This is a genomic window from Sinobacterium norvegicum, assembly GCF_923077115.1.
Taxonomy (GTDB): Bacteria; Pseudomonadota; Gammaproteobacteria; order Pseudomonadales; family Sinobacteriaceae; genus Sinobacterium; species Sinobacterium norvegicum.
Map to the genome: position 1 here is coordinate 1 of NZ_CAKLPX010000006.1, position 24,803 is coordinate 24,803.

Genomic DNA, 24,803 nt, shown 5'->3' on the forward strand with positions numbered 1-24,803 from the left:
GAGAATTGGAACCACCTGATCCCATCCCGAACTCAGTAGTGAAACGATTCCTCGCCGATGGTAGTGTGGGGTTTCCCCATGTGAGAGTAGGTCATCGTCAGGCTTTTATTCTAAGACCCCGTAAGCTTACGCTTACGGGGTTTTTTTATGGCTGGGGTTTGCCGTTACATGGGCAAGTTGTTTGAATTGGTCGATATCGGTTAGAAATAGACTTCAATGCTCGGTATGCTATCCGCTAACTACGTGGCTTTGTGAAAAGTGAGTGATGCAGCAGATTCAATTAATAACTATATTATCCGATGGGCAGTTTCATTCCGGTGAGGATTTGGGGGCTGCAGTTGGTGTAAGTCGGGCCGCTGTTTGGAAGCAAATACAAAAGTTGGCAGAGCTTGGTGTTGAGGTGGAGTCTGTTCGTGGTCAAGGGTACCGCGTTCTGGGCGGTATTGACTTAATCGCACCGGCAGATATTGCCGTTACGAGGTTCGATATAGAGCTTCTGTCGGTAACTACATCGACAAATAGCCTGCTAATGGATCAGGCTCAGCAGGGCTCTATTCACCTTAAGGCAATCAGTGCTGATATGCAGACGCATGGGCGTGGCCGTCGTGGTCGAGCATGGATAAGCCCGTATGCATCGAATATGTATCTCTCTGTTGGTTGGGAGTTCCAGAGTGGTGCAGCGGCTTTGTCGGGGCTTAGCCTGGCTGTTGGTGTGGCTGTCGTAGAGGCGCTGAGTAAGCTTGGTGTTTCAGGTGTCGGTTTAAAGTGGCCTAACGACATTTTACATAACGGGCTCAAGCTTGGCGGTATATTAATTGAAATGGGTGGTGATCCATCGGGTGATTGTCATGTGGTTATCGGCCTGGGGCTGAACGTACATATGGCTGGTGCGAGTAGCCAGGCAATTGATCAGCCCTGGACGACATGCGATAAGCTGACAGAGAAACCCTTGGCCCGGGCAAAAATATTAAGTTGCTTGCTTGATGCACTTGAGTCAATGCTGGAGACGTATGAGCAGCATGGCTTCTCAGCGTATCACCAACAGTGGGAGCAATTACATGATTACCAAAATCAGGTGGTAATAATAACCAGTGGTGAGAACAAATCCAGCGGGGTGGCGCAGGGTGTTGACGGTTCTGGGGCATTAATTGTGGAGACCTCGTTAGGCCGTAAGTTGTTTCATGGTGGTGAGGTAAGTGTGAGGAGGTCGAAGTGACAACGCTGTTGCTTGACTGCGGTAATACCCGAATTAAATGGCAGTTACGTGCTCCGGATGGAATCAGGGCTGCGGGCGTTGTGGAACTGGCAACAGCTGAGGCTGCTGACGCGCTGGCCTTATTGCTCGATAGCTGGGCTGTCGATGCGGTAGCGATCTCGTCTGTACGCAATAAGGCGGCCACGGCTGAAATGGCGGAGGGCTTGAAAAGCCGCTTTAGTTGCAGGGTATTTGTTGCCGAGGTGTCTGCCTGTGCGTGTGGAATTGAGAATGGTTACCACCAGCCGCAACGTTTGGGTGTGGACCGTTGGATGGCAGCTATCGGTGCCTATAAGAAGCTGAGCAGCGCGGTTGTTATCGTTGATGCCGGTAGTGCAATCACTGTCGATTATGTAGATGCTCGGGGTGTGTTCAGGGGGGGGTATATTGCTCCAGGCCTTAAACTTTTGTGCGGAGCTCTACAACTTGGCACCGAGGATGTACATTTTTCAACCGATTATGATAATAAAGAGATGTCTGCGGGGTTGTCGACAGATGAGGCGGTGGCTCGCGGGCTAATGCACATGGCTATGGGGTATATTCGCAGTGCCCAGGATGAGATTGCGAGGCAAAATAAGGGTGACTCTGTGCCTGTCATTATGACTGGGGGGGATGCGCTGTCACTGCTGGCGGTAATGCAGGAGGAGCATGATTATATTGAGTCACTGGTTCTCGATGGGTTGAATTGGGTGTTTGAAGAGGAAGTGGTTGACGAGCTATGAAGTCAGTATTTGTTGTATTGCTAGTTAGCGTAGTAAGTTACGGAGTGTATGGGGCAGTGATGGAACGACAGGGGGTTCAGTCTGCAATTCAGCCTGCTGGAAAGGATGTCGGTGAGCTATATCTGAAAAGTGAGGTGGGTGAATACGCAAAGCCTGCATTAAGGCAGATGCTCAATCCAAAAAGTACAGAGGCTGTTGAGGAGGTGTCGGAACTTAGCCCGGTTGAGGATAAGGGGTTGCCGGTGGAGGCTGATGAGCTATGTTGGGCTATAGGTCCGGTCATTGACAAGCTGTCGTTGGCGCAGCTTGAACGTCGCTTTAATGCATCCTATGTCGATTACAGTGTCAGCGGTGTGGATGTGGCGACAGACTCAGAGTACTGGGTGTATATGGGACCCTATGCCAGTAGAAAAGAATCAATGCGTCAGTTGCGTCAGTTGCAGCAAAATAAAATAGACAGTTATTTGATTGCCAAAGGCGAAATGGCCGAGGCGATCTCGCTGGGTATCTTTAAAAATAAAGATGGGGCGAGTAGGTTGCTGACAAAATATAGCGGCAAAGGGTATTCCGTCAAACTGAAGGAAGTGGTTAAATTTAATACAGTTTATTGGCTGAACGGCACGGCTGCCAACAAACAGGCTGGGGAAGAGTTATATCAAAACTTAAAACAGGATTTCTCAAAGCTAGAAAAGAGAGATTATTTTTGTAAAACGCTTGCCAAAGGAACCGGCATCCACTAATATTCGCGTCGCTTTCAAGGCAACAGTGCTGATGTAGCTCAGTCGGTAGAGCAGCTGATTTGTAATCAGCCGGTCGTAGGTTCAATTCCTATCATCAGCTCCATTTTTGCCTTGTAGTGAGCTTTCCAGTTGGCCTGGAAGGTTGTTGCAAAGAGTATAAAGTTCTTTGTTGTGGTGGGGTTCCCGAGTGGCCAAAGGGATCAGACTGTAAATCTGACGCGCAAGCTTCGGTGGTTCGAATCCACCTCCCACCACCATTTTTTTGAAGCGGGTATAGTTTAGTGGTAGAACCTCAGCCTTCCAAGCTGATGATGCGGGTTCGATTCCCGCTACCCGCTCCAGCATCGATTTAAGCTCTTGTAGCTCAGTTGGTAGAGCACACCCTTGGTAAGGGTGAGGTCGGCAGTTCAAATCTGCTCAAGAGCTCCAAGTTTATTTATTGCAGGAGTTAACCTAGGGTTCTCTCCTGTTTATGTGTAGAAGTTGATAATCACACTCTTCGTAGGGGTTCGTCACAATGGCAAAAGAAAAGTTTGAACGTAACAAGCCGCACGTTAACGTCGGCACCATCGGTCACGTTGACCACGGTAAAACTACTCTTACTGCAGCTCTAACTCGCGTATGTGCTGAAGTATTTGGCGGCGAAGCTGTAGCGTTCGATGGTATCGATAACGCACCAGAAGAGCGTGAGCGCGGTATCACTATCGCAACATCACACGTTGAATATGATTCAACTATCCGTCACTACGCACACGTCGACTGCCCAGGTCACGCCGATTATGTTAAGAACATGATCACCGGTGCTGCTCAGATGGATGGCGCGATTCTTGTTTGTGGTGCTACCGATGGTCCAATGCCTCAGACTCGTGAGCACATCCTGCTTTCTCGTCAGGTTGGTGTTCCTTACATCGTTGTATTCCTAAACAAAGCCGATCTTCTTGCTGAAGATTGTGGTGGCGTTGATTCTGAAGAATTCGAAGAGATGAAAGAGCTCGTCGAAATGGAATTGCGTGATCTGCTAAGCCAGTACGACTTCCCAGGTGACGATACTCCAATCATCTGTGGTTCTGCGCTGATGGCGTTGAATGGCGAAGATGATAACGAGCTGGGTACTACAGCGGTTAAGAATCTTGTTGAGTCTCTAGATAGCTACATTCCAGAGCCAGAGCGTGCTATCGACGGTGATTTCATCATGCCTATCGAAGACGTTTTCTCAATCTCAGGTCGTGGTACTGTTGTTACCGGTCGTGTTGAGCGCGGTATTGTTAACACTGGCGATGAAGTTGAAATCGTTGGTATTCGCGAAACTCAAACCACTACTTGTACTGGTGTTGAGATGTTCCGCAAGCTGCTTGACGAAGGTCGTGCTGGTGAGAACATTGGTGCCCTGCTACGTGGTACTAAGCGTGATGATGTTGAGCGTGGTCAGGTATTGGCTAAGCCAGGTTCAATCAACCCGCACACCAAGTTCGAAGCTGAAGTTTATGTGCTAGGTAAAGATGAAGGTGGTCGTCACACGCCATTCTTCAAAGGCTACCGCCCACAGTTCTACTTCCGTACCACTGACATCACTGGCGCGTGTGAGTTGCCAGAAGGTGTTGAGATGGTAATGCCAGGTGATAACATCCAGATGGTTGTTACTCTGATCAACCCAATCGCCATGGATGATGGTCTACGCTTCGCAATCCGCGAAGGTGGTCGTACTGTTGGTGCTGGTGTTGTTGCTAAAATCATCGAGTAATCGATGATCGGAGAGGGCTTGCTCTCTCCTATTTTAGGCCACTGGCTCAATTGGTAGAGCATCGGTTTCCAAAACCGAGGGTTGGCGGTTCGAGTCCGTCGTGGCCTGCCATATTTAAGCAAACCGCCCTACTTGGGCGGTTTGCTTTGGTGCATTTTGGACTTTTTAAACTGAGAAAGAGGCAATTACCGCTCTATGAATACAAAAGTAGAAGGCCAAGCTAGTCGATTCGATATTGTTAAGTGGGTTCTTGTATCGGCTATAGTTGTTGCTGGCGTTGTTGGTAATACATATTTCTCTGATGAGTCGCTGCTGTACAGAGTTTTGGCGTTGCTGGTAATGGGTGGCGTTTCTCTTGTCGTCGCATTGCAGACTGCAAAAGGTGCCGCGCTTTGGGACTTAATCAAAGAGTCTCGCGTTGAGATTCGAAAGGTTGTGTGGCCCTCGCACCAAGAAACATTACAAACTACTTTTATAGTGGTCGCAGTAACGCTTATAATGGCGCTCATTTTGTGGATGCTGGATTCGTTACTCGGCATGATTATCTCGAAGATTATAGGGTAGCAAAGCAATGGCTAAACGTTGGTATGTTGTTCATGCCTTTTCTGGCTATGAAAAAAGAGTGCAAAAGCAACTACTTGAGCAAATTGAACTCAAGTCGATGCAGCACCTCTTTGGTGATGTTTTAGTTCCCACTGAAGAAGTTGTTGAGATTAGAGCAGGGCAGAAGCGAAAGAGTGAGCGTAAGTTCTTTCCTGGTTATGTCCTGGTCGAGATGGAATTGTGTGATGAGTCTTGGCACCTGGTAAAAGAAACGCCGCGTGTTATGGGCTTTATTGGTGGTAAGGCTGATCAGCCAGCGCCAATCAGTGAGGCAGAGGCCAATGCTATTCTTCGTCGTGTTGAAGATAGCAGTGAGCGTCCTAAACCGAAGACATTGTTTGAGCCCGGCGAAATGGTTCGGGTTGTTGATGGGCCGTTTAATGACTTTAACGGTACTGTCGAAGAAGTGGATTATGAGAAGAGTCGTATTAAGGTTGCAGTATTGATCTTTGGTCGCTCGACTCCTGTAGATTTGGAATTTGGTCAGGTCGAAAAGGCTTAGATCAACTCTTTATTGGCGTAGTTACGCTGTTACCGGGGAGCACTGCTAGGCAGTGCGTTTGCACCCAAAGTGGAGAATCGCAATGGCGAAGAAAGTAGAAGCTTACATCAAGCTGCAAGTTGCAGCTGGTAAAGCAAACCCAAGCCCACCAGTTGGTCCAGCTCTTGGTCAGCACGGTGTGAATATCATGGAATTCTGTAAGGCGTTCAATGCTCAAACCCAGAGCATGGAAGCTGGTCTGCCGATTCCTGTCGTTATCACTGTTTACAGTGATCGCAGCTTTACCTTTATTACCAAGACTCCTCCTGCTGCCGTATTGCTTTTCAAAGCAGCTGGTATCAAGGGTGGTTCAGGTACACCAAACTCAAAGAAAGTCGGTACGGTTACTCGCGCTCAGCTTGAAGAAATCGCTACTACTAAAATGGCTGATCTAACAGCTGCAGATATGGACGCTGCTGTTCGTTGTATCGCAGGTACTGCTCGCAGTGCTGGTTTAGAGGTGGAGGGTTAAGTCATGGCTAAACTTACAAAACGTCAAAAAGCAATTAGCGAGAAAGTTGAGCCAGGTAAGCAGTACGCAATCGACGAAGCCGTGGCTTTGTTGACTGAGCTGTCTACTGTTAAGTTCAAAGAGTCTGTTGAGATTGCCATCAACCTTGGTGTTGATGCACGTAAATCTGATCAGAACGTTCGCGGTGCAACTGTTATGCCTCACGGCACCGGTGCAGATGTCCGTGTGGCTGTGTTCACTCAAGGCGCAAATGCAGAGGCCGCGAAAGCAGCTGGCGCAGAATTCGTCGGTATGGACGATTTAGCGGCCGAGATCAAAGGCGGCATGATGGATTTCGACGTTGTCGTCGCAAGCCCAGATGCAATGCGTGTTGTTGGCCAGCTTGGTCAGGTTCTAGGTCCTCGTGGTCTAATGCCTAACCCTAAGACTGGTACAGTGACTCCTGATGTTGCTACAGCGGTTAAGAACGCTAAGGCTGGTCAGGTGCGTTATCGCACAGATAAGAAAGGTATTATCCATGGCGCCATCGGTAAAGTCGGTTTCGACACCGTTGCGATCAAGGAAAATATTGAAGCTCTAGTTGTTGACCTTAAGAAAGGAAAACCAGCTTCAGCCAAGGGTGTTTACCTTAAGAAGCTGACGCTGACGACTACAATGGGTCCAGGTTTGGTGCTTGATCAGGCCAGCCTAGAGCTGTAATTTTTTACTGTCCAGGCTTTCGGGTTTGGATGGCAAAAGAACTTTGGGGTCTTTAGTTTAGACTGAAGGCCATCAAAGACCGCAGGTGTGAAAGCTTAATCGACTACGGTTAGCCTGCGTAGATGGTGTAATGATTGATTTATCAATCTCTATACTGAAATTGCATATTTAGACTTAGTTTGAATATGCGTGGATAGATCGACTAACCCCGATCATATTTCAGGAGAAATCTTGTGGCATTAGGACTAGAAGACAAAAAAGCGATTGTCGCTGAAGTCCAAGAAGCTGCTGCAAACGCTCTATCTGCTGTAGTTGCCGATGCACGTGGTGTATCAGTGACAGATATGACGGCGCTACGTAGCGAAGCACGTGAAGCAGGCGTAAGCCTCCGCGTTATTCGTAACACGCTAGCACGTCGCGCGGTTAAGGGAACTGATCTAGAGTGTCTTACAGACACTTTTAGCGGTCCTACTCTAATTGCATTTTCTAACGAGCACCCAGGTGCCGGCGCACGCATTCTTAATGCATTCGCCAAAGGAAATGACAAGCTAGAAGTTCGCGCAGCAGCATTTGAAGGTGAGTTGACAGATGTAACTCTGTTAGCAAGCTTGCCGACATACGACGAAGCAATTGCTAAGTTGATGAGCGTTATGAAAGAAGCTTCTGCTGGTAAGTTGGTTCGCACACTTGCGGCCCTACGTGACCAGAAAGAACAGGAAGCAGCATAAGTTATATTTAAATAACTTGCTGTTTCATTAAGATTTTAACGAACGAAAGTTCCCAAAGAAATTAGGATTTGAAAATGTCTTTGACCAAAGAAGATATCATCAACGCCGTAGCCGAAATGTCTGTAAAGGACGTTGTTGAGCTAATCGAAGCGATGGAAGAGAAATTCGGCGTATCTGCAGCTGCTGCTGCCGCTGCACCTGCTGCTGGTGGCGAAGCTGCCGCTGAAGCACAGACCGAGTTTGACGTAGTATTGACAGCTGCTGGCGATAAGAAAGTTAACGCTATCAAAGCTGTTCGTGCAATCACTGGTCTAGGTCTGAAAGACGCTAAGGCTATGGTTGACGGTGCACCTTCTGCAATTAAAGAAGGCGTAACCAAAGAAGAAGCTGAAGAAGCTCTTAAGCAGCTTGAAGAAGCTGGTGCATCTGCAGAGATTAAGTAATCTCGTGAATGCATAAAGCTTTTCGCAAGAAAAGCAGAAAGGCTGACGGCAATTTCGCCGTCGGCCTTTTGTCGTCTCTAACAGGTAATACTGACTGAAGACAAAAAAGTTAGCTGGTATGAGGAAGTTTAGCCAACTTCTGTGGGAAAGAATGAAGCGCGCAAGTGGTGGCGTTTTAACCCAAGCCAATTAGAGATTTCAAAAAACTACTGGGGAGTACTGATGGCCTACTCATATACTGAGAAAAAACGTATCCGTAAGGATTTTGGTAAGCTACCACATGTTAAGGATATTCCTTATCTGTTGGCGATTCAGCTAGATTCTTATCGCAATTTCACCCAAAGTGGTATTGCCGCAGACCAGCGTCAAGACACCGGTTTGCATGCCGCCTTTAAATCGGTCTTTCCTATTGTTAGCTACTCTGGCAGCGCAGCGCTTGAGTATGTTGACTACGCCCTCGGCGCTCCAGCATTTGATGTTGTTGAGTGTCAATTACGAGGAGTTACCTATGCCGTACCTCTTCGTGTCAAAGTACGTCTGATTATTTATGATAAAGATTCTGCCAGTAAGTCGATAAAAGACATTAAAGAGCAGGAAGTCTACATGGGTGAGATCCCATTAATGACTAATAACGGTACCTTTGTAATCAACGGTACTGAGCGAGTTATCGTTTCTCAATTACACCGCTCCCCAGGTGTATTCTTCGATCACGACAAGGGCAAGACACACTCGTCTGGCAAATTGTTGTATTCGGCCCGTGTTATTCCTTACCGTGGCTCATGGTTAGATTTTGAATTCGACGCCAAAGATTTGGTCTTTGTTCGTATTGACCGTCGTCGTAAATTGCCTGCTACTGTATTGTTGCGTGCTCTGGGTTATAACTCAGAAGAAATGCTTGAGATGTTTTACAGTGCTGACACCTTTACTCAGGCGGAAGACGGTCATTACGATCTTGAGCTTGTGCCTGAGCGCCTACGTGGCGAACCAGCAGCGCTTGATATTCTCGATCCCAAGGGTAAATTGATTGTCGAAGCGGGTCGCCGTGTAACCGCTCGTCATATTCGCCAAATTACCAAGGCTGGCTTGACGACGCTGAAGGTGCCCGCCGAGAATGTTATTGGTCGTGCGCTGTCTAAAGATGTTATCAACACCGAAACCGGTGAAGTGTTGCTTGAATGTAACACCGAGTTAACAGAAGAAGCGTTGGCAGCGATTAGCGAAGCTGGTGTTAAGTCCTTCTCGACCATCTATACCAATGAGCTGGACTGTGGTTCGTTCATTGCAGATACCTTGAGAACAGACATTACCCGCAGCAGCTTGGAAGCGCTGGTAGAAATCTACCGCATGATGCGTCCTGGTGAGCCGCCAACAAAAGAAGCCGCGGAAACTCTTTTCCAAAACCTGTTCTTCTCTCCTGAGCGTTATGACCTTTCAAGTGTTGGTCGCATGAAATTTAACATGCGTCTAGGTCGTGAAGAGAGCGTTGGCGATGGCATTCTATCAAGCGACGATATTGTTGACGTCTTGAAGACATTGGTGTCTATCCGTAACGGTGATGGCATGGTCGATGATATCGATCACTTGGGTAACCGTCGTATTCGCTCTGTTGGCGAAATGGCTGAAAACCAATTCCGTGTTGGTCTTGTCCGTGTAGAACGTGCTGTTAAAGAACGTTTGAGCATGGCTGAGTCTGAAGGTCTTATGCCTCAAGATTTAATCAATGCCAAGCCTGTTGCTGCAGCCGTTAAAGAATTCTTCGGTTCAAGCCAGTTGTCACAGTTTATGGATCAGAACAACCCGCTTTCTGAGGTGACACACAAGCGACGTGTTTCAGCCTTGGGCCCCGGTGGTCTAACCCGTGAACGTGCAGGTTTTGAGGTTCGAGATGTACACCCGACTCACTACGGTCGTGTTTGTCCAATCGAAACGCCTGAAGGTCCAAACATCGGTTTGATCAACTCGTTGGCATCCTATGCCCGTACTAACGATTATGGCTTCCTAGAGTCGCCCTACCGTATCGTTAAAGACGGCCATGCCACCGACGAAATTATTTTCCTATCGGCAATCAACGAGGCTGAGTACGTTATCGCTCAGTCGTCTGCCAAGCTGGATGAGAACAACAACCTCAGTGAAGAGATGGTCAACGTTCGTCACTTGAACGAATTCACCATCAAGCCACCGGCCGATGTCCAATATATGGATGTATCGCCAAAGCAGGTTGTCTCTGTTGCTGCTTCTCTTATCCCGTTCCTTGAGCACGATGATGCTAACCGAGCGTTGATGGGATCGAACATGCAGCGTCAGGCTGTACCTACATTAAAGGCTCAGGCACCTATTGTCGGTACCGGTATTGAGCGTAACGTGGCGCAGGATTCTGGTGTCTGTGTTGTTGCTCGCCGTGGTGGTGTGATCGATTCTGTCGACGCACAACGCATCGTTGTTCGCGTTAACGAAGACGAAATCGCCGATGGCCGTAACGGTGTTGATATCTACAACCTGACTAAGTACACACGTTCTAACCAGAACACCTGTATTAATCAGCGTCCTATTGTCAGCAAGGGCGATACCATTGTTCGCAATGACATCCTCGCCGACGGCCCGTCGATTGATCTGGGTGAACTTGCGCTTGGGCAGAACATGCGTATTGCCTTTATGCCGTGGAATGGTTACAACTTCGAGGATTCGATTCTTGTCTCTGAGCGCGTCGTTAAAGAAGACCGCTTCACCACCATCCATATTCAAGAGCTGACTTGTATCGCTCGTGACACCAAGCTGGGCTCAGAAGAAATCACTGCCGATATCCCTAACGTTGGTGAGGGTGCATTAGGCAAGCTGGATGACTCTGGTATCGTCTATATCGGTGCTGAAGTTCTCGGTGGCGATATCCTTGTTGGTAAGGTAACACCTAAGGGCGAAACCCAGCTGACGCCTGAAGAGAAGTTGCTTCGTGCCATCTTCGGTGAGAAGGCATCTGATGTTAAAGATACCTCGCTTCGCGTTCCTTCAAGCGTTAAGGGTACTGTTATTGATGTCCAAGTCTTTACTCGCGACGGTCTTGAGAAAGATCCGCGTGCCAAGGATATCGAAAATAGCCAGCTTGATGGCTATCGCAAAGACCTACAGGAAGAGTTCCGCATCGTTGAGATTGCCGCACTCGACCGTCTTCAGGCGGCTTTGTTAGGCAAGCCTGCCGCTGGTGGCGCTGGTCTTTCTGCCGGCACTGTTTTAACCGAAGAGATCCTATCGGGTCTTGAGGGTGATCAGTGGTTCCGTCTACGCATGCAGGACGAGTCTCTGAACGAGCTTATCGAAGAGTCTGAGAAGACCATGGATGAGTTGCGTAAGGATATCGACGAGCGCTTCGAAATTAAGAAGGGCAAACTGCAAAGCGGCGACGATCTGGCGCCTGGCGTACAAAAGATTGTTAAGGTCTATCTTGCCATCAAGCGTCGTATTCAGCCTGGTGATAAGATGGCTGGTCGTCACGGTAACAAGGGTGTTATCTCGGTTATCATGCCGGAAGAAGACATGCCTTACGATGAGAAGGGGCGCCCCGTCGATATCGTATTGAACCCGCTGGGTGTACCGTCGCGAATGAACGTTGGTCAGATTCTAGAAACTCACCTAGGCCTCGCGGCAAAAGGCTTGGGTCACAGAATCAACGACATGCTAGAGCAGCAGCGTGCCGTAGCCGATATTCGCCAGCTACTCGAAGATATCTACAACACTGCCAGCGAAGCCAACCGTAAAGAAGATCTTGCCAGCTTTAGCGATGAAGAGATTCTTGACCTGGCCCGCAACTTACGTACCGGTGTGCCAATGGCCACCCAGGTATTTGACGGTGCTAAGGAATCGGAGATCAAAGAACTGCTTACCCTCGCTGGCTTGCCAGACAGTGGTCAGCTAGAGCTTAAAGATGGCCGTACAGGTGATACCTTCACGCGTCCGGTAACCGTTGGTTACATGTACATGCTGAAGCTTAACCACTTGGTTGACGACAAGATGCACGCACGTTCTACCGGCTCTTACAGCTTGGTTACTCAGCAGCCGCTGGGTGGTAAGGCGCAGTTCGGTGGTCAGCGTTTCGGTGAGATGGAAGTATGGGCACTTGAGGCGTACGGCGCCGCATATACCCTACAGGAAATGCTTACCGTTAAGTCTGATGACGTTAATGGTCGTACTAAGATGTACAAGAATATCGTTGATGGCGATCATCGTATGGAGCCAGGCATGCCTGAGTCCTTTAACGTATTGATCAAAGAGATCCGATCGCTCGGTATCGATATCGATCTAGATACTGATTAAGCCTATTAACTGATTTTATCGGCGGCGGGTATTAAATACCCGCCGAGCTAAAGCACCGAACGGAGAAAACATCTTGAAAGACTTATTGAATCTACTGAAGTCACAAGGTCCAAACGACGAGTTTGACGCGATTAAGATTGGCTTAGCATCGCCTGAGATGATTCGCTCATGGTCTTTTGGTGAAGTGAAAAAGCCAGAGACTATTAACTACCGTACGTTCAAGCCTGAGCGTGACGGTTTGTTCTGCGCCAAGATTTTTGGCCCAGTAAAAGATTATGAATGCCTTTGCGGAAAATATAAGCGACTAAAACATCGCGGTGTTATCTGTGAAAAGTGTGGCGTTGAAGTTGCCTTGGCTAAGGTGCGTCGTGAACGCATGGGTCACATTGAATTGGCCAGCCCAGTTGCCCACATTTGGTTTCTAAAGTCGCTGCCGAGCCGTATCGGTTTGCTGCTTGATATGACTCTGCGTGATATCGAACGTATTTTATACTTCGAGCACTTTGTTGTTATCGATCCAGGTATGACAACGCTTGAGCGTGGTCAGCTGTTGAACGATGAGCAGTACTACGAAGCGATGGAAGAGTTTGGTGACGAGTTTGTTGCCAAGATGGGCGCCGAGGCTGTTCAATCCTTGATGTCTAGTATGGATCTGGAAGTGGAGGTTCGCGATATTCGTGAAGCTATTCCTCAGACCAACTCTGAAACAAAGATTAAGAAGCTGTCCAAGCGCCTTAAGCTAATGGAAGCATTCGAGAACTCTGGCAATAAGCCTGAGTGGATGATACTGGAAGTTCTACCGGTTCTGCCGCCTGATCTTCGCCCATTGGTACCGCTGGACGGTGGTCGCTTTGCGACTTCTGACCTCAACGACTTGTATCGTCGAGTAATCAACCGTAACAACCGTCTAAAGCGTCTACTCGAGCTCAACGCTCCTGATATCATTGTACGTAACGAAAAGCGTATGCTGCAGGAAGCTGTTGATGCCTTGCTGGATAACGGTCGTCGCGGACGTGCCATTACCGGTTCTAACAAGCGCCCACTGAAATCTCTTGCCGATATGATCAAAGGTAAGCAGGGTCGCTTCCGTCAGAACTTGTTGGGTAAGCGAGTCGACTACTCTGGTCGTTCGGTTATCGTTGTTGGTCCAACACTGAAGCTACACCAGTGTGGTCTGCCAAAGAAAATGGCCTTGGAATTATTCAAGCCATTCATCTATGCCAAGTTAGAAGCCCGTGGTCAGGCGACCACTATTAAGGCCGCTAAAAAGCTGGTAGAGCGCGAGCCCGCTGAAGTCTGGGATATTCTTGACGGTGTTATCCGTCAGCACCCGGTACTGCTTAACCGTGCACCTACTTTGCACCGTTTGGGCATCCAGGCATTTGAGCCTGTATTGATTGAAGGTAAGGCGATCCAGCTACACCCTCTCGTGTGTGCGGCGTATAACGCTGACTTCGATGGTGACCAAATGGCTGTTCACGTACCGTTAACGCTGGAAGCCCAGCTTGAAGCGCGTACGTTGATGATGTCTACCAACAACATTCTATCGCCAGCGAACGGTGATCCGATCATCGTTCCCTCGCAGGATGTTGTCTTGGGTCTGTATTGGATGACACGTGAGCGTGTTAACGCTAAAGGCGAGGGCACATGCTTTGCCGATATGGCGGAAGTAACGCGTGCTTTCGGTGCTCACCAGGTGGATTTGCAGGCCAAGATCAAGGTTCGTATTGATGAAACCTTATTCGACGAAGCCGGCGAAGAAGTTGCTACTCAGCGTATCGTTGATACGACTGTTGGTCGTGCATTGTTGTGGAAGACTGTACCCAAGGGGCTGCCTTTCGACGATACTACGGTTAACCGCAACATGACCAAGAAGGCTATCTCGCAGGTACTGAACAAGTGCTACCGCGACGTGGGTCTCAAAGCGTCGGTTATCTTTGCCGATCAACTGATGTATACCGGTTTTGAATATTCGACTAAGTCTGGTGCCTCAATTGGTGTCAATGACTTCGTTATTCCTCCTGAGAAGAAGCAAATCATCATCGATGCTGAGGCTGAAGTTAAAGAGATCGAGCAGCAGTATGCTAACGGTCTGGTAACTCAGGGTGAGAAATACAACAAGGTTATCGATATTTGGTCGCGCACCAATGACTTGGTCACCAAGAAGATGATGGAGACCTTAGAAACTGAACCGGTTATTGACCGTGACGGCAACGAGGTACAGCAGAAGTCATTTAACTCTGTTTACATCATGGCCGACTCCGGTGCTCGTGGTTCTCAGGCACAGATTCGACAGCTGTCTGGTATGCGTGGTCTGATGGCCAAGCCGGACGGCTCTATCATCGAAACGCCGATCACCGCGAACTTCCGTGAAGGCCTGAACATTCTTCAGTACTTTATCTCGACGCACGGTGCTCGTAAGGGTCTTGCTGATACCGCCTTGAAGACCGCCAACTCGGGTTACTTAACGCGTCGATTGGTTGACGTGGGCCAGGATTTGGTGGTCACCGAAGAAGATTGTGGCACCGAAGAAGGCCTGACTATGACACCGGTTATCGAGGGTGGCGACATCATCGAAACCTTGGGTGCTCGTGTACTAGGTCGAACTGTTGCCCGTGATGTGTTGAAGCCAGGCAGCGATGAAATTGCTGTTACTGCCAATACATTGATCGACGAGAGCTGGGTTATCCGCCTGGAAGAAATGGGTATCGATGAAGTACTCGTTCGTTCGGTTATCAACTGTCAGACATATCACGGCGTTTGTGCGACCTGTTACGGTCGTGATTTGGCCCGTGGTCATAAGGTTAACGCCGGTGAGTCTATCGGTGTTATTGCGGCACAGTCTATCGGTGAACCAGGTACTCAGTTAACCATGCGTACCTTCCACATTGGTGGTGCAGCATCGCGAGCTACCGCAGCCGACAGTGTTCAGGTTAAGCAGCAGGGTACACTGCGTTATCACAACGTTAAGTCAGTCGATAAGGGTGATGGTACTTGCATTACTGTTTCGCGTACCTCTGAGATCGCCGTTGCCGACCTTAATGGTCGTGAGCGTGAGCGCTATAAGCTACCGTTCGGTGCCGTTATCCAGCTGAAGGATAACGCTGCAATCAACGCTGGCGACATCGTCGCTAAGTGGGATCCGCACACACACCCCATCGTTACTGAGGTTGCTGGTCGTGCCAAATTCTCTGGTATGGAAGAAGGCATTACCGTCCGTACAGTGACTGATGAGCTAACAGGCTTGAGCAATATCACGGTTATCGATCCTGCTGAACGTCCAGTAGCCGGTAAGGATATGCGTCCAGCGGTTACTTTGGTGGATGATGCTGGTATCGAGCTTTGCATTGCTGGCACCAACGTTCCTGCCCACTACTTCCTGCCTGCTAACGCTATCTTACAGATGAGCGACGGCAGTGAAGTGAAGTCTGGTGATGTGCTAGCACGTATCCCACAGGAAGGCTCAAAGACGCGTGATATCACCGGTGGTCTGCCTCGCGTAGCCGATCTATTTGAAGCGCGTAAGCCAAAAGAACCAGCCATTCTTGCTGAAATTACCGGTACGGTAAGCTTCGGTAAGGAAACCAAAGGCAAGCGTCGTTTGGTTATCACACCGCTCGAAGGTGAAACAGCACCAGACGGTGGCGACCACTACGAATTGCTAATTCCGAAGTGGCGTACCATGTCAGTGTTCGAAGGTGAGAACGTTGAAAAGGGTGATGTTGTGTCTGAAGGCCCACCAAGCCCGCACGATATTCTTCGCCTCAAAGGTGTTGAAGAGCTGGCACGTTATATCGTGACAGAGATTCAAGAAGTTTATCGTCTCCAGGGTGTTGGTATTAATGATAAGCATATCGAGGTTATTGTTAACCAGATGTTGCGTAAGGTTGATATTACCGATTCTGGCGATTCTAGCTTCATTAAGGGTGAGCAGGTTGAATACGTGAACTTTGTTCGCGAAAACGCTGCCCTTGTTGCTGATGGTAAGTTCCCAGCGAAGGCCGAACGTGTCTTATTGGGTATTACCAAGGCATCGTTGGCAACAGAGTCGTTTATTTCGGCGGCTTCGTTCCAGGAGACTACACGTGTACTAACAGAAGCAGCGGTAACCGGTAAGCGTGATTACCTCCGCGGTCTGAAAGAAAACGTAGTCGTCGGTCGTTTGATTCCTGCCGGTACCGGTCTTGCTTACCACGCTGATCGCAAGCGTAAGAAAGACGAAGCGAAAAACCGCAAGCAGGGTGTCTCGGCTGTCGATGTTGAGCAGGCGTTATCTGCTGCCTTAGGTGGCAAATAACCTCTAGAGATTCGAGATCGTATAGCGATATCGTTTCTTGACGAGAGCGGGCGCAGGTTGTAGAATCTGCGTCCGCTTTTTCGATGAAAGTGGGTGGTCAGTTTTTGATCATTTTTTTTGTAATGAAACTCACGCATTTGGCGTGAGTGAATGTATTGGAGTCCATATCTATGGCAACGATCAACCAGTTGGTTCGTAAGCCTAGGAAGCGTAAGGTCAAGAAGACTGATGTTCCGGCTCTGCAGGCTTGTCCTCAGCGTCGTGGCGTTTGTACTCGTGTATACACCACTACTCCTAAGAAGCCGAACTCTGCGCTACGTAAAGTATGTCGTGTTCGTCTTACAAATGGTTTTGAAGTTACCTCGTATATCGGTGGTGAAGGTCACAACCTACAGGAGCACAGTGTTGTGCTAATACGCGGCGGTCGTGTAAAGGATTTGCCAGGTGTGCGTTATCACACCGTTCGTGGCGCCCTTGACACCTCTGGTGTTGCGGACCGTAAGAAAGGCCGTTCTAAGTACGGTACTAAACGCCCTAAGTCTTAAATTGACCCTGGCTTTTTCTAGCGTTAACAAACACGAAGAGAAAGTAAGGCCAAACAGCCGTAAGGTTTGTTTTGGAATAACCTGAAGAGAGAATGACATGCCTAGAAGACGCGTTGTCGCCAAGCGTGAGATCCTACCAGACCCTAAGTTTGGAGATGTCACCCTTGCAAAATTCATTAACCACGTAATGGTTAGTGGTAAGAAATCGGTTGCTGAGCGCATTGTATACAAAGCCTTAGCCTCTGTTGCTGAAAAGACCAACAAAGAGCCGGTTGAAGTATTTCTAGAAGCACTTGAAAACATTGCCCCAATGGTTGAGGTTAAGTCTCGCCGTGTTGGTGGTGCTACCTACCAGGTGCCAGTTGAAGTACGTCCATCTCGCCGTCACGCGCTATCAATGCGTTGGTTGGTTGAGTATTCCCGTAACCGTGGTGAAAAATCAATGCAGCAGCGTTTAGCTGGTGAGATTGTTGATGCTTCACAAGGTAAGGGTGCTGCTGTTAAGAAGCGTGAAGATGTTCACCGTATGGCTGAGGCCAACAAGGCGTTCTCTCACTACCGCTTCTAAGTCGGTACAATGTCTGGGGCATGTTCATGCCCCAGTTCATATTTGGGTTACCTAATCCGGAGTAAAACACTTGGCACGACAAACCCCTATAAACAAATATCGTAATATCGGTATTTGCGCTCACGTTGATGCGGGTAAAACCACTACCACAGAGCGAGTTTTGTTCTATACCGGTCTATCTCATAAGATTGGTGAGGTTCATGATGGCGCAGCCACTATGGATTGGATGGAGCAAGAGCAGGAGCGTGGCATAACGATCACCTCTGCAGCAACGACCTGTTTTTGGCAGGGTATGCAGCAGCAGTTCGATCAACACAGAATTAATATTATCGACACACCGGGCCACGTAGACTTTACCATTGAGGTGGAGCGTTCTTTACGTGTTTTAGATGGTGCTGTTGTTGTTTTATGTGGCTCCTCAGGTGTTCAGCCGCAGACCGAGACGGTCTGGCGTCAGGCGGACAAATATGAGGTTCCTCGCATGGTTTTCGTCAATAAGATGGACCGTGCTGGCGCAGACTACATGATGGTGGTGGAGCAGTTAAAGGCTCGGCTGGGTTGTAATGCTGTGCCGCTACAGATGACTATCGGTGCCGAAGAAGACTTTATCGGCGTTGTAGATCTGGTTAAAAATAAGGCCATTCTATGGAATGAAGCTGATCAGGGTATGTCTTTTGAGTACGGTGAGGTGCCGGCTGACATGGTTGATCAGGTCGCGGAGATGCGGGAGTACATGGTGGAGTCGGCTGCTGAGGCCAGCGACGAGTTGATGGAGAGGTATCTCGAAGAGGGTGAGCTCTCTGAGGAAGAGATAGTAGCGGGTCTTCGCAAGCGTACTCTGGCAAATGAAATTGTACCGGTTATCGGTGGTTCGGCGTTTAAAAATAAAGGTGTTCAAGCGATGCTTGATGCCGTTGTTCAGTATTTGCCGTCGCCAGAAGAAGTAAAGGCTATCGAGGGTACGTTGCTTGATAAGGCTGAGACTGTCGAGACGCGTCCTGCCAGAGATGATGCTCCGTTTTCTGCCTTGGCGTTTAAGATAGCCACCGACCCCTTTGTTGGTACGCTGACATTTTTCCGCGTTTACTCGGGTAAGCTGGAGTCAGGTACTGCGGTCTATAATTCGGTGAAGGAAAAGCGCGAGCGTGTAGGTCGTATGGTGCAGATGCACTCCAATGATCGTCAGGAGATCAAAGAGGTCTTGGCTGGGGATATTGCAGCGGCCATCGGTCTGAAAGATGTGACCACTGGCGATACACTCTGTGCAGAGAGTAATAAAATCGTACTAGAGCGCATGGAGTTCCCTGAGCCTGTTATCTCTGTTGCTGTGGAGCCTAGAACAAAGGCTGACCAAGAGAAGATGGGTGTTGCACTTGGGAAGTTGGCTCAAGAGGATCCGTCGTTTCGCGTAGAAACTGATCAGGAGACCGGACAAACCATTATCTCGGGCATGGGTGAGCTGCACCTTGATATTTTGGTTGATCGCATGAAGCGCGAATTTAGCGTCGAGGCAAATATCGGCAAGCCACAGGTGGCTTACCGGGAGACAATCCGTACAACGTCTGAGATTGAGGGTAAGTTTGTGCGTCAGTCCGGTGGTCGTGGTCAGTATGGTCATGTCTGGATTAAGTTTGAGCCGGCTGAAGATACTAACAGTGAAAAATTGGAGTTTGTTAACGAGGTAGTCGGTGGTTCGGTTCCTCGTGAGTATATTCCTGCTGTTGCCAAGGGTATTGAAGATCAAATGAAAAACGGTGTCGTTGCCGGCTACCCGTTGCTGGGTGTAAAGGCGACACTTTACGATGGTTCGTTTCATGATGTTGATTCTAATGAAATGGCATTTAAGGTTGCTGCCAGTATGGCGACAAAAAAACTGACAGAATTCGGCGGCGCGGTATTGCTTGAGCCTATAATGAAGGTTGAGGTGGTAACGCCTGAGGATTACATGGGTGATGTTGTTGGTGACTTGAATCGTCGTCGCGGCATGATCGGTGGTATGGAGGATGGGCCGTCTGGCAAGGTTGTAATTGCAGAGGTCCCATTGGCTGAGATGTTTGGCTATGCAACGGACCTGCGTTCCGCGACGCAGGGCCGTGCAACATATGCCATGGAATTTGATAAATATTCTGAAGCGCCAAAAAATATAGCGGATGAAATTATCAGTAAAAATATGGGTTATTAACCCGAAAATTTAACAATTTATAACTGAGGATCACGAAAGTGGCAAAAGAAAAGTTTGAACGTAACAAGCCGCACGTTAACGTCGGCACCATCGGTCACGTTGACCACGGTAAAACTACTCTTACTGCAGCTCTAACTCGCGTATGTGCTGAAGTATTTGGCGGCGAAGCTGTAGCGTTCGATGGTATCGATAACGCACCAGAAGAGCGTGAGCGCGGTATCACTATCGCAACATCACACGTTGAATATGATTCAACTATCCGTCACTACGCACACGTCGACTGCCCAGGTCACGCCGATTATGTTAAGAACATGATCACCGGTGCTGCTCAGATGGATGGCGCGATTCTTGTTTGTGGTGCTACCGATGGCCCAATGCCTCAGACTCGTGAGCACATCCTGCTTTCTCGTCAGGTTGGTGTTCCTTACATCGTTGTATTCCTAAACAAAGCCGATCTTCTTGCTGAAGATTGTGGTGGCGTTGATTCTGAAGAATTCGAAGAGATGAAAGAGCTCGTCGAAATGGAGTTGCGTGATCTGCTAAGCCAGTACGACTTCCCAGGTGACGATACTCCAATCATCTGTGGTTCTGCGCTGATGGCGTTGAATGGCGAAGATGATAACGAGCTGGGTACTACAGCGGTTAAGAATCTTGTTGAGTCTCTAGATAGCTACATTCCAGAGCCAGAGCGTGCTATCGACGGTGATTTCATCATGCCTATCGAAGACGTTTTCTCAATCTCAGGTCGTGGTACTGTTGTTACCGGTCGTGTTGAGCGCGGTATTGTTAACACTGGCGATGAAGTTGAAATCGTTGGTATTCGCGAAACTCAAACCACTACTTGTACTGGTGTTGAGATGTTCCGCAAGCTGCTTGACGAAGGTCGTGCTGGTGAGAACATTGGTGCCCTTCTACGTGGTACTAAGCGTGATGATGTTGAGCGTGGTCAGGTATTGGCTAAGCCAGGTTCAATCAACCCGCACACCAAGTTCGAAGCTGAAGTTTATGTGCTAGGTAAAGATGAAGGTGGTCGTCACACGCCATTCTTCAAAGGCTACCGCCCACAGTTCTACTTCCGTACCACTGACATCACTGGCGCGTGTGAGTTGCCAGAAGGTGTTGAGATGGTAATGCCAGGTGATAACATCCAGATGGTTGTTACTCTGATCAACCCAATCGCCATGGATGATGGTCTACGCTTCGCAATCCGCGAAGGTGGCCGTACTGTTGGTGCTGGTGTTGTTGCTAAAATCATCGAGTAATCGATTGATTTAAGAAGGTAATCTTCTTGTTAGGAGGCGCTCTGAATGAGCGCCTTTTTTTTGTCTGGCCGATACTGATAAGCTGCCTATAAAATAAACATTGACGGCTACTTGTACGGTCTGTAATATGCGCTCTCCATTCACATGAACCATCCAGAATCTTGTCATTTTGGGAAGGCATGTACTATTGAAAACGTAACGGAGTTTTTAAAATGCAGAATCAACGCATTCGCATTCGATTAAAAGCCTTTGATCACCGTTTGATCGATCAGTCTACACAAGAAATCGTTGAGACGGCTAAGCGTACTGGTGCACAAGTTCGTGGACCAATCCCTTTGCCAACGAAAAAAGAACGCTACACAATTCTTGTTTCGCCTCACGTAAACAAAGATGCTCGTGATCAGTACGAAATTCGTACCCACAAGCGCTTGTTAGACATCGTTGAGCCTACAGAAAAAACAGTTGATTCTTTGATGAAGCTTGATCTGGCGGCAGGTGTTGAAGTACAGATTAGTCTTGGTTAATTCAGCCTGTTAAAGGTTTGAAGGATTAAGATGAGCCCCTATCGATAGTGTGGGGTATTACTGAAGTTAGTGTGACGTACATCGTACGGCCATAGCGGGTATAAGCCCCATACGCTAAGAGGTTATTGAAATGACTATAGGTATAGTCGGTCTGAAACGCGGTATGACTCGTGTATTTACCGAGGAAGGTGTTTCGATCCCAGTTACAGTGATTGAGGCTTCGCCTAATCGTGTAACGCAAGTAAAAACAGTTGAAACTGATGGCTATAACGGCATTCAGATTACAACTGGTACTCGTCGCGCTTCTCGCGTAACGAAGTCGGAAGCTGGTCATTATGCCAAAGCTGGTGTTGAAGCTGGTCGCGGTATTTGGGAGTTTCGTTTAGACGAAGCAACTGAGATTTCTGCTGGTGGAGAGCTTACTGTTGAAGCTTTCGAGCCTGGTCAGAAAATTGATGTGACTGGAGAGTCTAAAGGTAAAGGTTTTCAGGGCGGTATCAAGCGCTGGAACTTCACCATGCAAGACGCAACCCACGGTAACTCTATTTCTCACCGTTCAAACGGTTCTATTGGTATGTGTCAGACTCCTGGCCGCGTCTTCAAAGGTAAGAAGATGTCGGGTCACATGGGTGCTGAGCAATGTACTACTCAGAACTTAGAAGTTGTTCGTGTGGATGCAGAGCGCAACCTTATTTTGGTTAAGGGTCCAGTTCCTGGTGCCAACGGTGGCGACGTCATTATTCGCCCAGCCGTTAAAGCTTAAGACTAGGGAGTTAGAGCATGCAGCTAAATATAGCAGGTGCAGGGACTTTAGAAGTTTCTGACACAACATTCGCTAGAGAATTTAACGAAGACTTGGTTCACCAAGTTGTTACCGCCTTTATGGCAACCTCTCGTCAGGGTACTCGCGCACAGAAGAATCGTGCTGCAGTGTCTGGTGGTGGTGCTAAGCCATGGCGTCAAAAAGGTACGGGTCGTGCCCGTGCAGGTACTATCCGTAGCCCAATTTGGCGCTCGGGTGGTGTGACTTTTGCCGCTCAGCCACAGGATTTTTCCCAGAAGCTGAACCGTAAAATGTATCGCGCCGCGCTACAGACCATTTGGTCTGAGCTAGTTCGTCAAGAACGCATTGTAGTAGTAGAAGATTTCGCTATCGACGCACCAAAGACCAAGGTACTTAAAGCCAAGTTGAATGACATGGGTTTAGAGAACGTTTTGGTTGTTACAGAAGAAGTCGACACTGGCTTGTTCTTGGCGGCACGCAACCTACATAAGGTTGATGTTCGCGATGTTGCTGGTGTTGATCCGGTAAGCTTGATTGCCTTCGATAAAGTTGTTGTTACTGTTGCAGCGCTTAAGAAAGTTGAAGAGGGTCTATCATGAACCAGGAACGCGTCTTCAAAGTTGTAATGGGTCCACACGTATCTGAAAAAGCTGCCATGGCTGCCGAAGGCAATCAGGTTGTTTTTAAGGTTGCTGTTGATGCGACTAAATTAGAAGTTAAAAACGCCGTTGAACAAATCTTTGACGTAAAAGTTGAAGGTGTTCGTGTAGTTAACGTTAAGGGTAAGCGCAAAATGAACCGTTATGGTGAAGTTCGCAAGCCTAGCTGGAAAAAAGCATACGTTAGCTTGGTTGACGGTCAAGAAATTGACTTCGCAGCAGCGGAATAAGGGAGAAAGGCAAAATGGCATTAGTTAAATTGAAACCTACTTCTCCGGGTCGCCGCCATGTTGTTCGTGTTGTAAATAACGAACTTCATAAAGGTGCGCCGCATAAAGCGTTGCTGGAGAAGAAGAGTAAGTCAGGCGGTCGTAATAACAACGGTCGTATTACTACTCGTCACATCGGTGGTGGTCACAAGCAGCACTATCGTATGATTGATTTCAAACGCGTCAAAGATGGCATCGCTGCCACTGTTGAGCGTATTGAATACGATCCAAACCGTACAGCGTTTATTGCGTTGATCTGTTATGCCGATGGCGAGCGTGCTTATATTATCGCTCCTAAAGGTGTTGCAGCCGGTGATCAGTTGATGTCTGGTGAAGCGGCGCCAATCAAGGTAGGTAATACCTTGCCATTGCGCAACGTTCCAGTAGGTTCGACTGTACACGCTATTGAGCTTAAGCCTGGTAAAGGTGCACAAATTGCTCGTAGTGCTGGTACTTCTGCACAGCTAGTTGCTCGTGAAGGTCGTCACGTTACTCTTCGTCTTCGCTCTGGCGAAATGCGTAAAGTACTGAGCGAGTGTCGCGCGACTCTTGGTGAAGTATCAAACAGTGAACACAGTTTGCGTAAGCTTGGTAAAGCGGGTGCTTCTCGCTGGCGCGGTGTTCGTCCAACTGTACGTGGTGTCGCGATGAACCCTGTAGATCACCCACATGGTGGTGGTGAAGGTCGTACCTCTGGTGGCCGTCATCCAGTTTCACCTTGGGGTACTCCTACTAAGGGCTTCAAGACTCGTAAGAACAAGCGTACCGATAAACTAATCGTACGTCGTCGCGGTTCTAAGTAACCACCACGATATAGAAAGAGGAATTAGTTGTGCCACGTTCACTAAAAAAAGGTCCCTTTATCGATCTTCACTTGTTGAAGAAAGTTGAAACGGCCCTGGACAACAACGACAAGCGTCCAATTAAGACTTGGTCGCGCCGCTCAATGATCATGCCAGATATGGTTGGTCTAACAATTGCGGTACATAACGGTCGCCAGCACGTGCCAGTATTGGTTAACGAAGAAATGGTTGGCCACAAACTCGGCGAATTCGCTGCAACACGTACCTATAAAGGTCACGTTGCAGATAAGAAAGCCAAGCGCTAAGGGGTTTTGAGATGGAAGTATCCGCCAAACTGAAAGGTGCGCGTATATCGGCTCAGAAGGCTCGCTTGGTTGCTGACCAGATCCGCGGCAAGTCTGTTGAAGAAGCGCTAGATGTTTTAGCTTTCTCCAACAAAAAAGCAGCTGAAATTGTTAAGAAGGTACTTGATTCTGCAATTGCAAACGCTGAGCACAATGAAGGCGCAGACATCGATGAATTAAACGTGTCTACCGTATTCGTTGACGAGGGTATGACTATGAAGCGTATTCGTCCGCGTGCCAAAGGCCGTGCCGATCGCATCATGAAACGCACTTGTCATATCACTGTCAAAGTCGCAGACATTAACTAGGAGACTGCC

General features: G+C 48.4%; 23 protein-coding genes, 5 tRNA genes and 1 rRNA gene. All 29 read left to right on the plus strand.

From position 1 onward, the window contains the following. Positions 1 to 103: ribosomal RNA gene (gene rrf, locus L9P87_RS16685) — 5S ribosomal RNA — on the plus strand; the annotation flags it as partial. 162 nt (positions 104 to 265) lie between these two features. After that, positions 266 to 1,216, plus strand: a complete 951-nt coding sequence (gene birA, locus L9P87_RS16690; protein ID WP_237445903.1) for a bifunctional biotin--[acetyl-CoA-carboxylase] ligase/biotin operon repressor BirA — start codon at positions 266 to 268, stop codon at positions 1,214 to 1,216. After that, entirely contained in the window at positions 1,213 to 1,977 is a 765-nt protein-coding gene (locus L9P87_RS16695) for a type III pantothenate kinase (protein WP_237445904.1), read from the plus strand. The genes birA and L9P87_RS16695 overlap by 4 nt, the downstream gene beginning before the upstream one ends. Then, a complete protein-coding gene (locus L9P87_RS16700; protein ID WP_237445905.1) occupies positions 1,974 to 2,717 on the plus strand; it encodes an SPOR domain-containing protein in 744 nt (247 codons plus the stop codon). Before L9P87_RS16695 ends, L9P87_RS16700 begins: the two co-directional genes overlap by 4 nt. A gap of 27 nt (positions 2,718 to 2,744) precedes the next feature. Next, a tRNA-Thr gene (locus tag L9P87_RS16705) sits at positions 2,745 to 2,820 on the plus strand. Between the two features lie 70 nt (positions 2,821 to 2,890). Next, positions 2,891 to 2,974, plus strand: a tRNA-Tyr gene (locus tag L9P87_RS16710). Positions 2,975 to 2,984: 10 nt separating this feature from the next. Continuing rightward, positions 2,985 to 3,058 (plus strand) — tRNA-Gly (locus tag L9P87_RS16715). A gap of 12 nt (positions 3,059 to 3,070) precedes the next feature. Beyond that, positions 3,071 to 3,146: transfer RNA gene (locus tag L9P87_RS16720), tRNA-Thr, on the plus strand. Positions 3,147 to 3,234: 88 nt separating this feature from the next. Further along, positions 3,235 to 4,458: an elongation factor Tu gene (gene tuf, locus L9P87_RS16725; protein ID WP_237445906.1), complete on the plus strand. Its 1,224-nt coding sequence runs from the start codon at positions 3,235 to 3,237 to the stop codon at positions 4,456 to 4,458. A gap of 35 nt (positions 4,459 to 4,493) precedes the next feature. Then, positions 4,494 to 4,569: transfer RNA gene (locus L9P87_RS16730), tRNA-Trp, on the plus strand. Between the two features lie 84 nt (positions 4,570 to 4,653). Then, entirely contained in the window at positions 4,654 to 5,022 is a 369-nt protein-coding gene (gene secE / locus L9P87_RS16735; RefSeq protein WP_237445907.1) for a preprotein translocase subunit SecE, read from the plus strand. A gap of 7 nt (positions 5,023 to 5,029) precedes the next feature. Then, a complete protein-coding gene (gene nusG / locus L9P87_RS16740; protein WP_237445908.1) occupies positions 5,030 to 5,563 on the plus strand; it encodes a transcription termination/antitermination protein NusG in 534 nt (177 codons plus the stop codon). Between the two features lie 82 nt (positions 5,564 to 5,645). Then, the gene (gene rplK / locus L9P87_RS16745; RefSeq protein ID WP_237445909.1) at positions 5,646 to 6,074 is read left to right on the plus strand and encodes a 50S ribosomal protein L11; all 429 of its coding nucleotides are present in this window, start codon (positions 5,646 to 5,648) and stop codon (positions 6,072 to 6,074) included. A 3-nt stretch (positions 6,075 to 6,077) separates the two neighbouring features. Next, complete coding sequence (gene rplA / locus L9P87_RS16750) at positions 6,078 to 6,773, plus strand: 50S ribosomal protein L1 (RefSeq protein ID WP_237445910.1); 696 nt, start codon at positions 6,078 to 6,080, stop codon at positions 6,771 to 6,773. A gap of 233 nt (positions 6,774 to 7,006) precedes the next feature. Continuing rightward, positions 7,007 to 7,501: a 50S ribosomal protein L10 gene (gene rplJ / locus L9P87_RS16755; RefSeq protein WP_237445911.1), complete on the plus strand. Its 495-nt coding sequence runs from the start codon at positions 7,007 to 7,009 to the stop codon at positions 7,499 to 7,501. A 74-nt stretch (positions 7,502 to 7,575) separates the two neighbouring features. Beyond that, positions 7,576 to 7,944 carry a 50S ribosomal protein L7/L12 gene (gene rplL / locus L9P87_RS16760; protein ID WP_237445912.1) on the plus strand — a complete coding sequence of 123 codons (369 nt, stop codon included), beginning with the start codon at positions 7,576 to 7,578 and terminating at the stop codon, positions 7,942 to 7,944. A gap of 222 nt (positions 7,945 to 8,166) precedes the next feature. Continuing rightward, complete coding sequence (rpoB, locus tag L9P87_RS16765) at positions 8,167 to 12,249, plus strand: DNA-directed RNA polymerase subunit beta (protein WP_237445973.1); 4,083 nt, start codon at positions 8,167 to 8,169, stop codon at positions 12,247 to 12,249. Between the two features lie 73 nt (positions 12,250 to 12,322). Next, positions 12,323 to 16,546: a DNA-directed RNA polymerase subunit beta' gene (rpoC, locus tag L9P87_RS16770; protein WP_237445913.1), complete on the plus strand. Its 4,224-nt coding sequence runs from the start codon at positions 12,323 to 12,325 to the stop codon at positions 16,544 to 16,546. A 170-nt stretch (positions 16,547 to 16,716) separates the two neighbouring features. After that, on the plus strand, positions 16,717 to 17,091 hold the full coding sequence (gene rpsL, locus L9P87_RS16775) for a 30S ribosomal protein S12 (protein ID WP_237445914.1): 375 nt from the start codon (positions 16,717 to 16,719) through the stop codon (positions 17,089 to 17,091). 97 nt (positions 17,092 to 17,188) lie between these two features. Beyond that, positions 17,189 to 17,659 carry a 30S ribosomal protein S7 gene (gene rpsG, locus L9P87_RS16780; RefSeq protein ID WP_237445915.1) on the plus strand — a complete coding sequence of 157 codons (471 nt, stop codon included), beginning with the start codon at positions 17,189 to 17,191 and terminating at the stop codon, positions 17,657 to 17,659. 70 nt (positions 17,660 to 17,729) lie between these two features. Continuing rightward, positions 17,730 to 19,841: an elongation factor G gene (gene fusA / locus L9P87_RS16785; RefSeq protein WP_237445916.1), complete on the plus strand. Its 2,112-nt coding sequence runs from the start codon at positions 17,730 to 17,732 to the stop codon at positions 19,839 to 19,841. Positions 19,842 to 19,879: 38 nt separating this feature from the next. Next, on the plus strand, positions 19,880 to 21,103 hold the full coding sequence (gene tuf / locus L9P87_RS16790) for an elongation factor Tu (RefSeq protein ID WP_237445906.1): 1,224 nt from the start codon (positions 19,880 to 19,882) through the stop codon (positions 21,101 to 21,103). 212 nt (positions 21,104 to 21,315) lie between these two features. After that, entirely contained in the window at positions 21,316 to 21,627 is a 312-nt protein-coding gene (rpsJ, locus tag L9P87_RS16795; protein ID WP_237445917.1) for a 30S ribosomal protein S10, read from the plus strand. Between the two features lie 130 nt (positions 21,628 to 21,757). Next, positions 21,758 to 22,390, plus strand: a complete 633-nt coding sequence (gene rplC, locus L9P87_RS16800) for a 50S ribosomal protein L3 (RefSeq protein WP_237445918.1) — start codon at positions 21,758 to 21,760, stop codon at positions 22,388 to 22,390. 17 nt (positions 22,391 to 22,407) lie between these two features. Then, positions 22,408 to 23,010 carry a 50S ribosomal protein L4 gene (rplD, locus tag L9P87_RS16805; RefSeq protein ID WP_237445919.1) on the plus strand — a complete coding sequence of 201 codons (603 nt, stop codon included), beginning with the start codon at positions 22,408 to 22,410 and terminating at the stop codon, positions 23,008 to 23,010. Continuing rightward, positions 23,007 to 23,300 carry a 50S ribosomal protein L23 gene (rplW, locus tag L9P87_RS16810; protein ID WP_237445920.1) on the plus strand — a complete coding sequence of 98 codons (294 nt, stop codon included), beginning with the start codon at positions 23,007 to 23,009 and terminating at the stop codon, positions 23,298 to 23,300. The genes rplD and rplW overlap by 4 nt, the downstream gene beginning before the upstream one ends. Positions 23,301 to 23,314: 14 nt before the next feature. Continuing rightward, positions 23,315 to 24,142, plus strand: a complete 828-nt coding sequence (rplB, locus tag L9P87_RS16815) for a 50S ribosomal protein L2 (RefSeq protein WP_237445921.1) — start codon at positions 23,315 to 23,317, stop codon at positions 24,140 to 24,142. 29 nt (positions 24,143 to 24,171) lie between these two features. Next, the gene (gene rpsS / locus L9P87_RS16820; RefSeq protein ID WP_237445922.1) at positions 24,172 to 24,447 is read left to right on the plus strand and encodes a 30S ribosomal protein S19; all 276 of its coding nucleotides are present in this window, start codon (positions 24,172 to 24,174) and stop codon (positions 24,445 to 24,447) included. Between the two features lie 11 nt (positions 24,448 to 24,458). Then, the gene (rplV, locus tag L9P87_RS16825) at positions 24,459 to 24,794 is read left to right on the plus strand and encodes a 50S ribosomal protein L22 (protein WP_237445923.1); all 336 of its coding nucleotides are present in this window, start codon (positions 24,459 to 24,461) and stop codon (positions 24,792 to 24,794) included. Positions 24,795 to 24,803: the final 9 nt, after the last annotated feature.

What these genes read in the sequence shown, in the direction of transcription:
- birA (WP_237445903.1), top strand. Translation starts at nt 266, where the DNA reads ATGCAGCAGATTCAATTAATAACTATATTATCCGATGGGCAGTTTCAT.
- L9P87_RS16700 (WP_237445905.1), top strand. Translation starts at nt 1,974, where the DNA reads ATGAAGTCAGTATTTGTTGTATTGCTAGTTAGCGTAGTAAGTTACGGA.
- tuf (WP_237445906.1), top strand. Translation starts at nt 3,235, where the DNA reads ATGGCAAAAGAAAAGTTTGAACGTAACAAGCCGCACGTTAACGTCGGC.
- secE (WP_237445907.1), top strand. Translation starts at nt 4,654, where the DNA reads ATGAATACAAAAGTAGAAGGCCAAGCTAGTCGATTCGATATTGTTAAG.
- nusG (WP_237445908.1), top strand. Translation starts at nt 5,030, where the DNA reads ATGGCTAAACGTTGGTATGTTGTTCATGCCTTTTCTGGCTATGAAAAA.
- rplK (WP_237445909.1), top strand. Translation starts at nt 5,646, where the DNA reads ATGGCGAAGAAAGTAGAAGCTTACATCAAGCTGCAAGTTGCAGCTGGT.
- rplA (WP_237445910.1), top strand. Translation starts at nt 6,078, where the DNA reads ATGGCTAAACTTACAAAACGTCAAAAAGCAATTAGCGAGAAAGTTGAG.
- rplL (WP_237445912.1), top strand. Translation starts at nt 7,576, where the DNA reads ATGTCTTTGACCAAAGAAGATATCATCAACGCCGTAGCCGAAATGTCT.
- rpoB (WP_237445973.1), top strand. Translation starts at nt 8,167, where the DNA reads ATGGCCTACTCATATACTGAGAAAAAACGTATCCGTAAGGATTTTGGT.
- rpsL (WP_237445914.1), top strand. Translation starts at nt 16,717, where the DNA reads ATGGCAACGATCAACCAGTTGGTTCGTAAGCCTAGGAAGCGTAAGGTC.
- rpsG (WP_237445915.1), top strand. Translation starts at nt 17,189, where the DNA reads ATGCCTAGAAGACGCGTTGTCGCCAAGCGTGAGATCCTACCAGACCCT.
- rpsJ (WP_237445917.1), top strand. Translation starts at nt 21,316, where the DNA reads ATGCAGAATCAACGCATTCGCATTCGATTAAAAGCCTTTGATCACCGT.
- rplC (WP_237445918.1), top strand. Translation starts at nt 21,758, where the DNA reads ATGACTATAGGTATAGTCGGTCTGAAACGCGGTATGACTCGTGTATTT.
- rplD (WP_237445919.1), top strand. Translation starts at nt 22,408, where the DNA reads ATGCAGCTAAATATAGCAGGTGCAGGGACTTTAGAAGTTTCTGACACA.
- rplW (WP_237445920.1), top strand. Translation starts at nt 23,007, where the DNA reads ATGAACCAGGAACGCGTCTTCAAAGTTGTAATGGGTCCACACGTATCT.
- rplB (WP_237445921.1), top strand. Translation starts at nt 23,315, where the DNA reads ATGGCATTAGTTAAATTGAAACCTACTTCTCCGGGTCGCCGCCATGTT.
- rplV (WP_237445923.1), top strand. Translation starts at nt 24,459, where the DNA reads ATGGAAGTATCCGCCAAACTGAAAGGTGCGCGTATATCGGCTCAGAAG.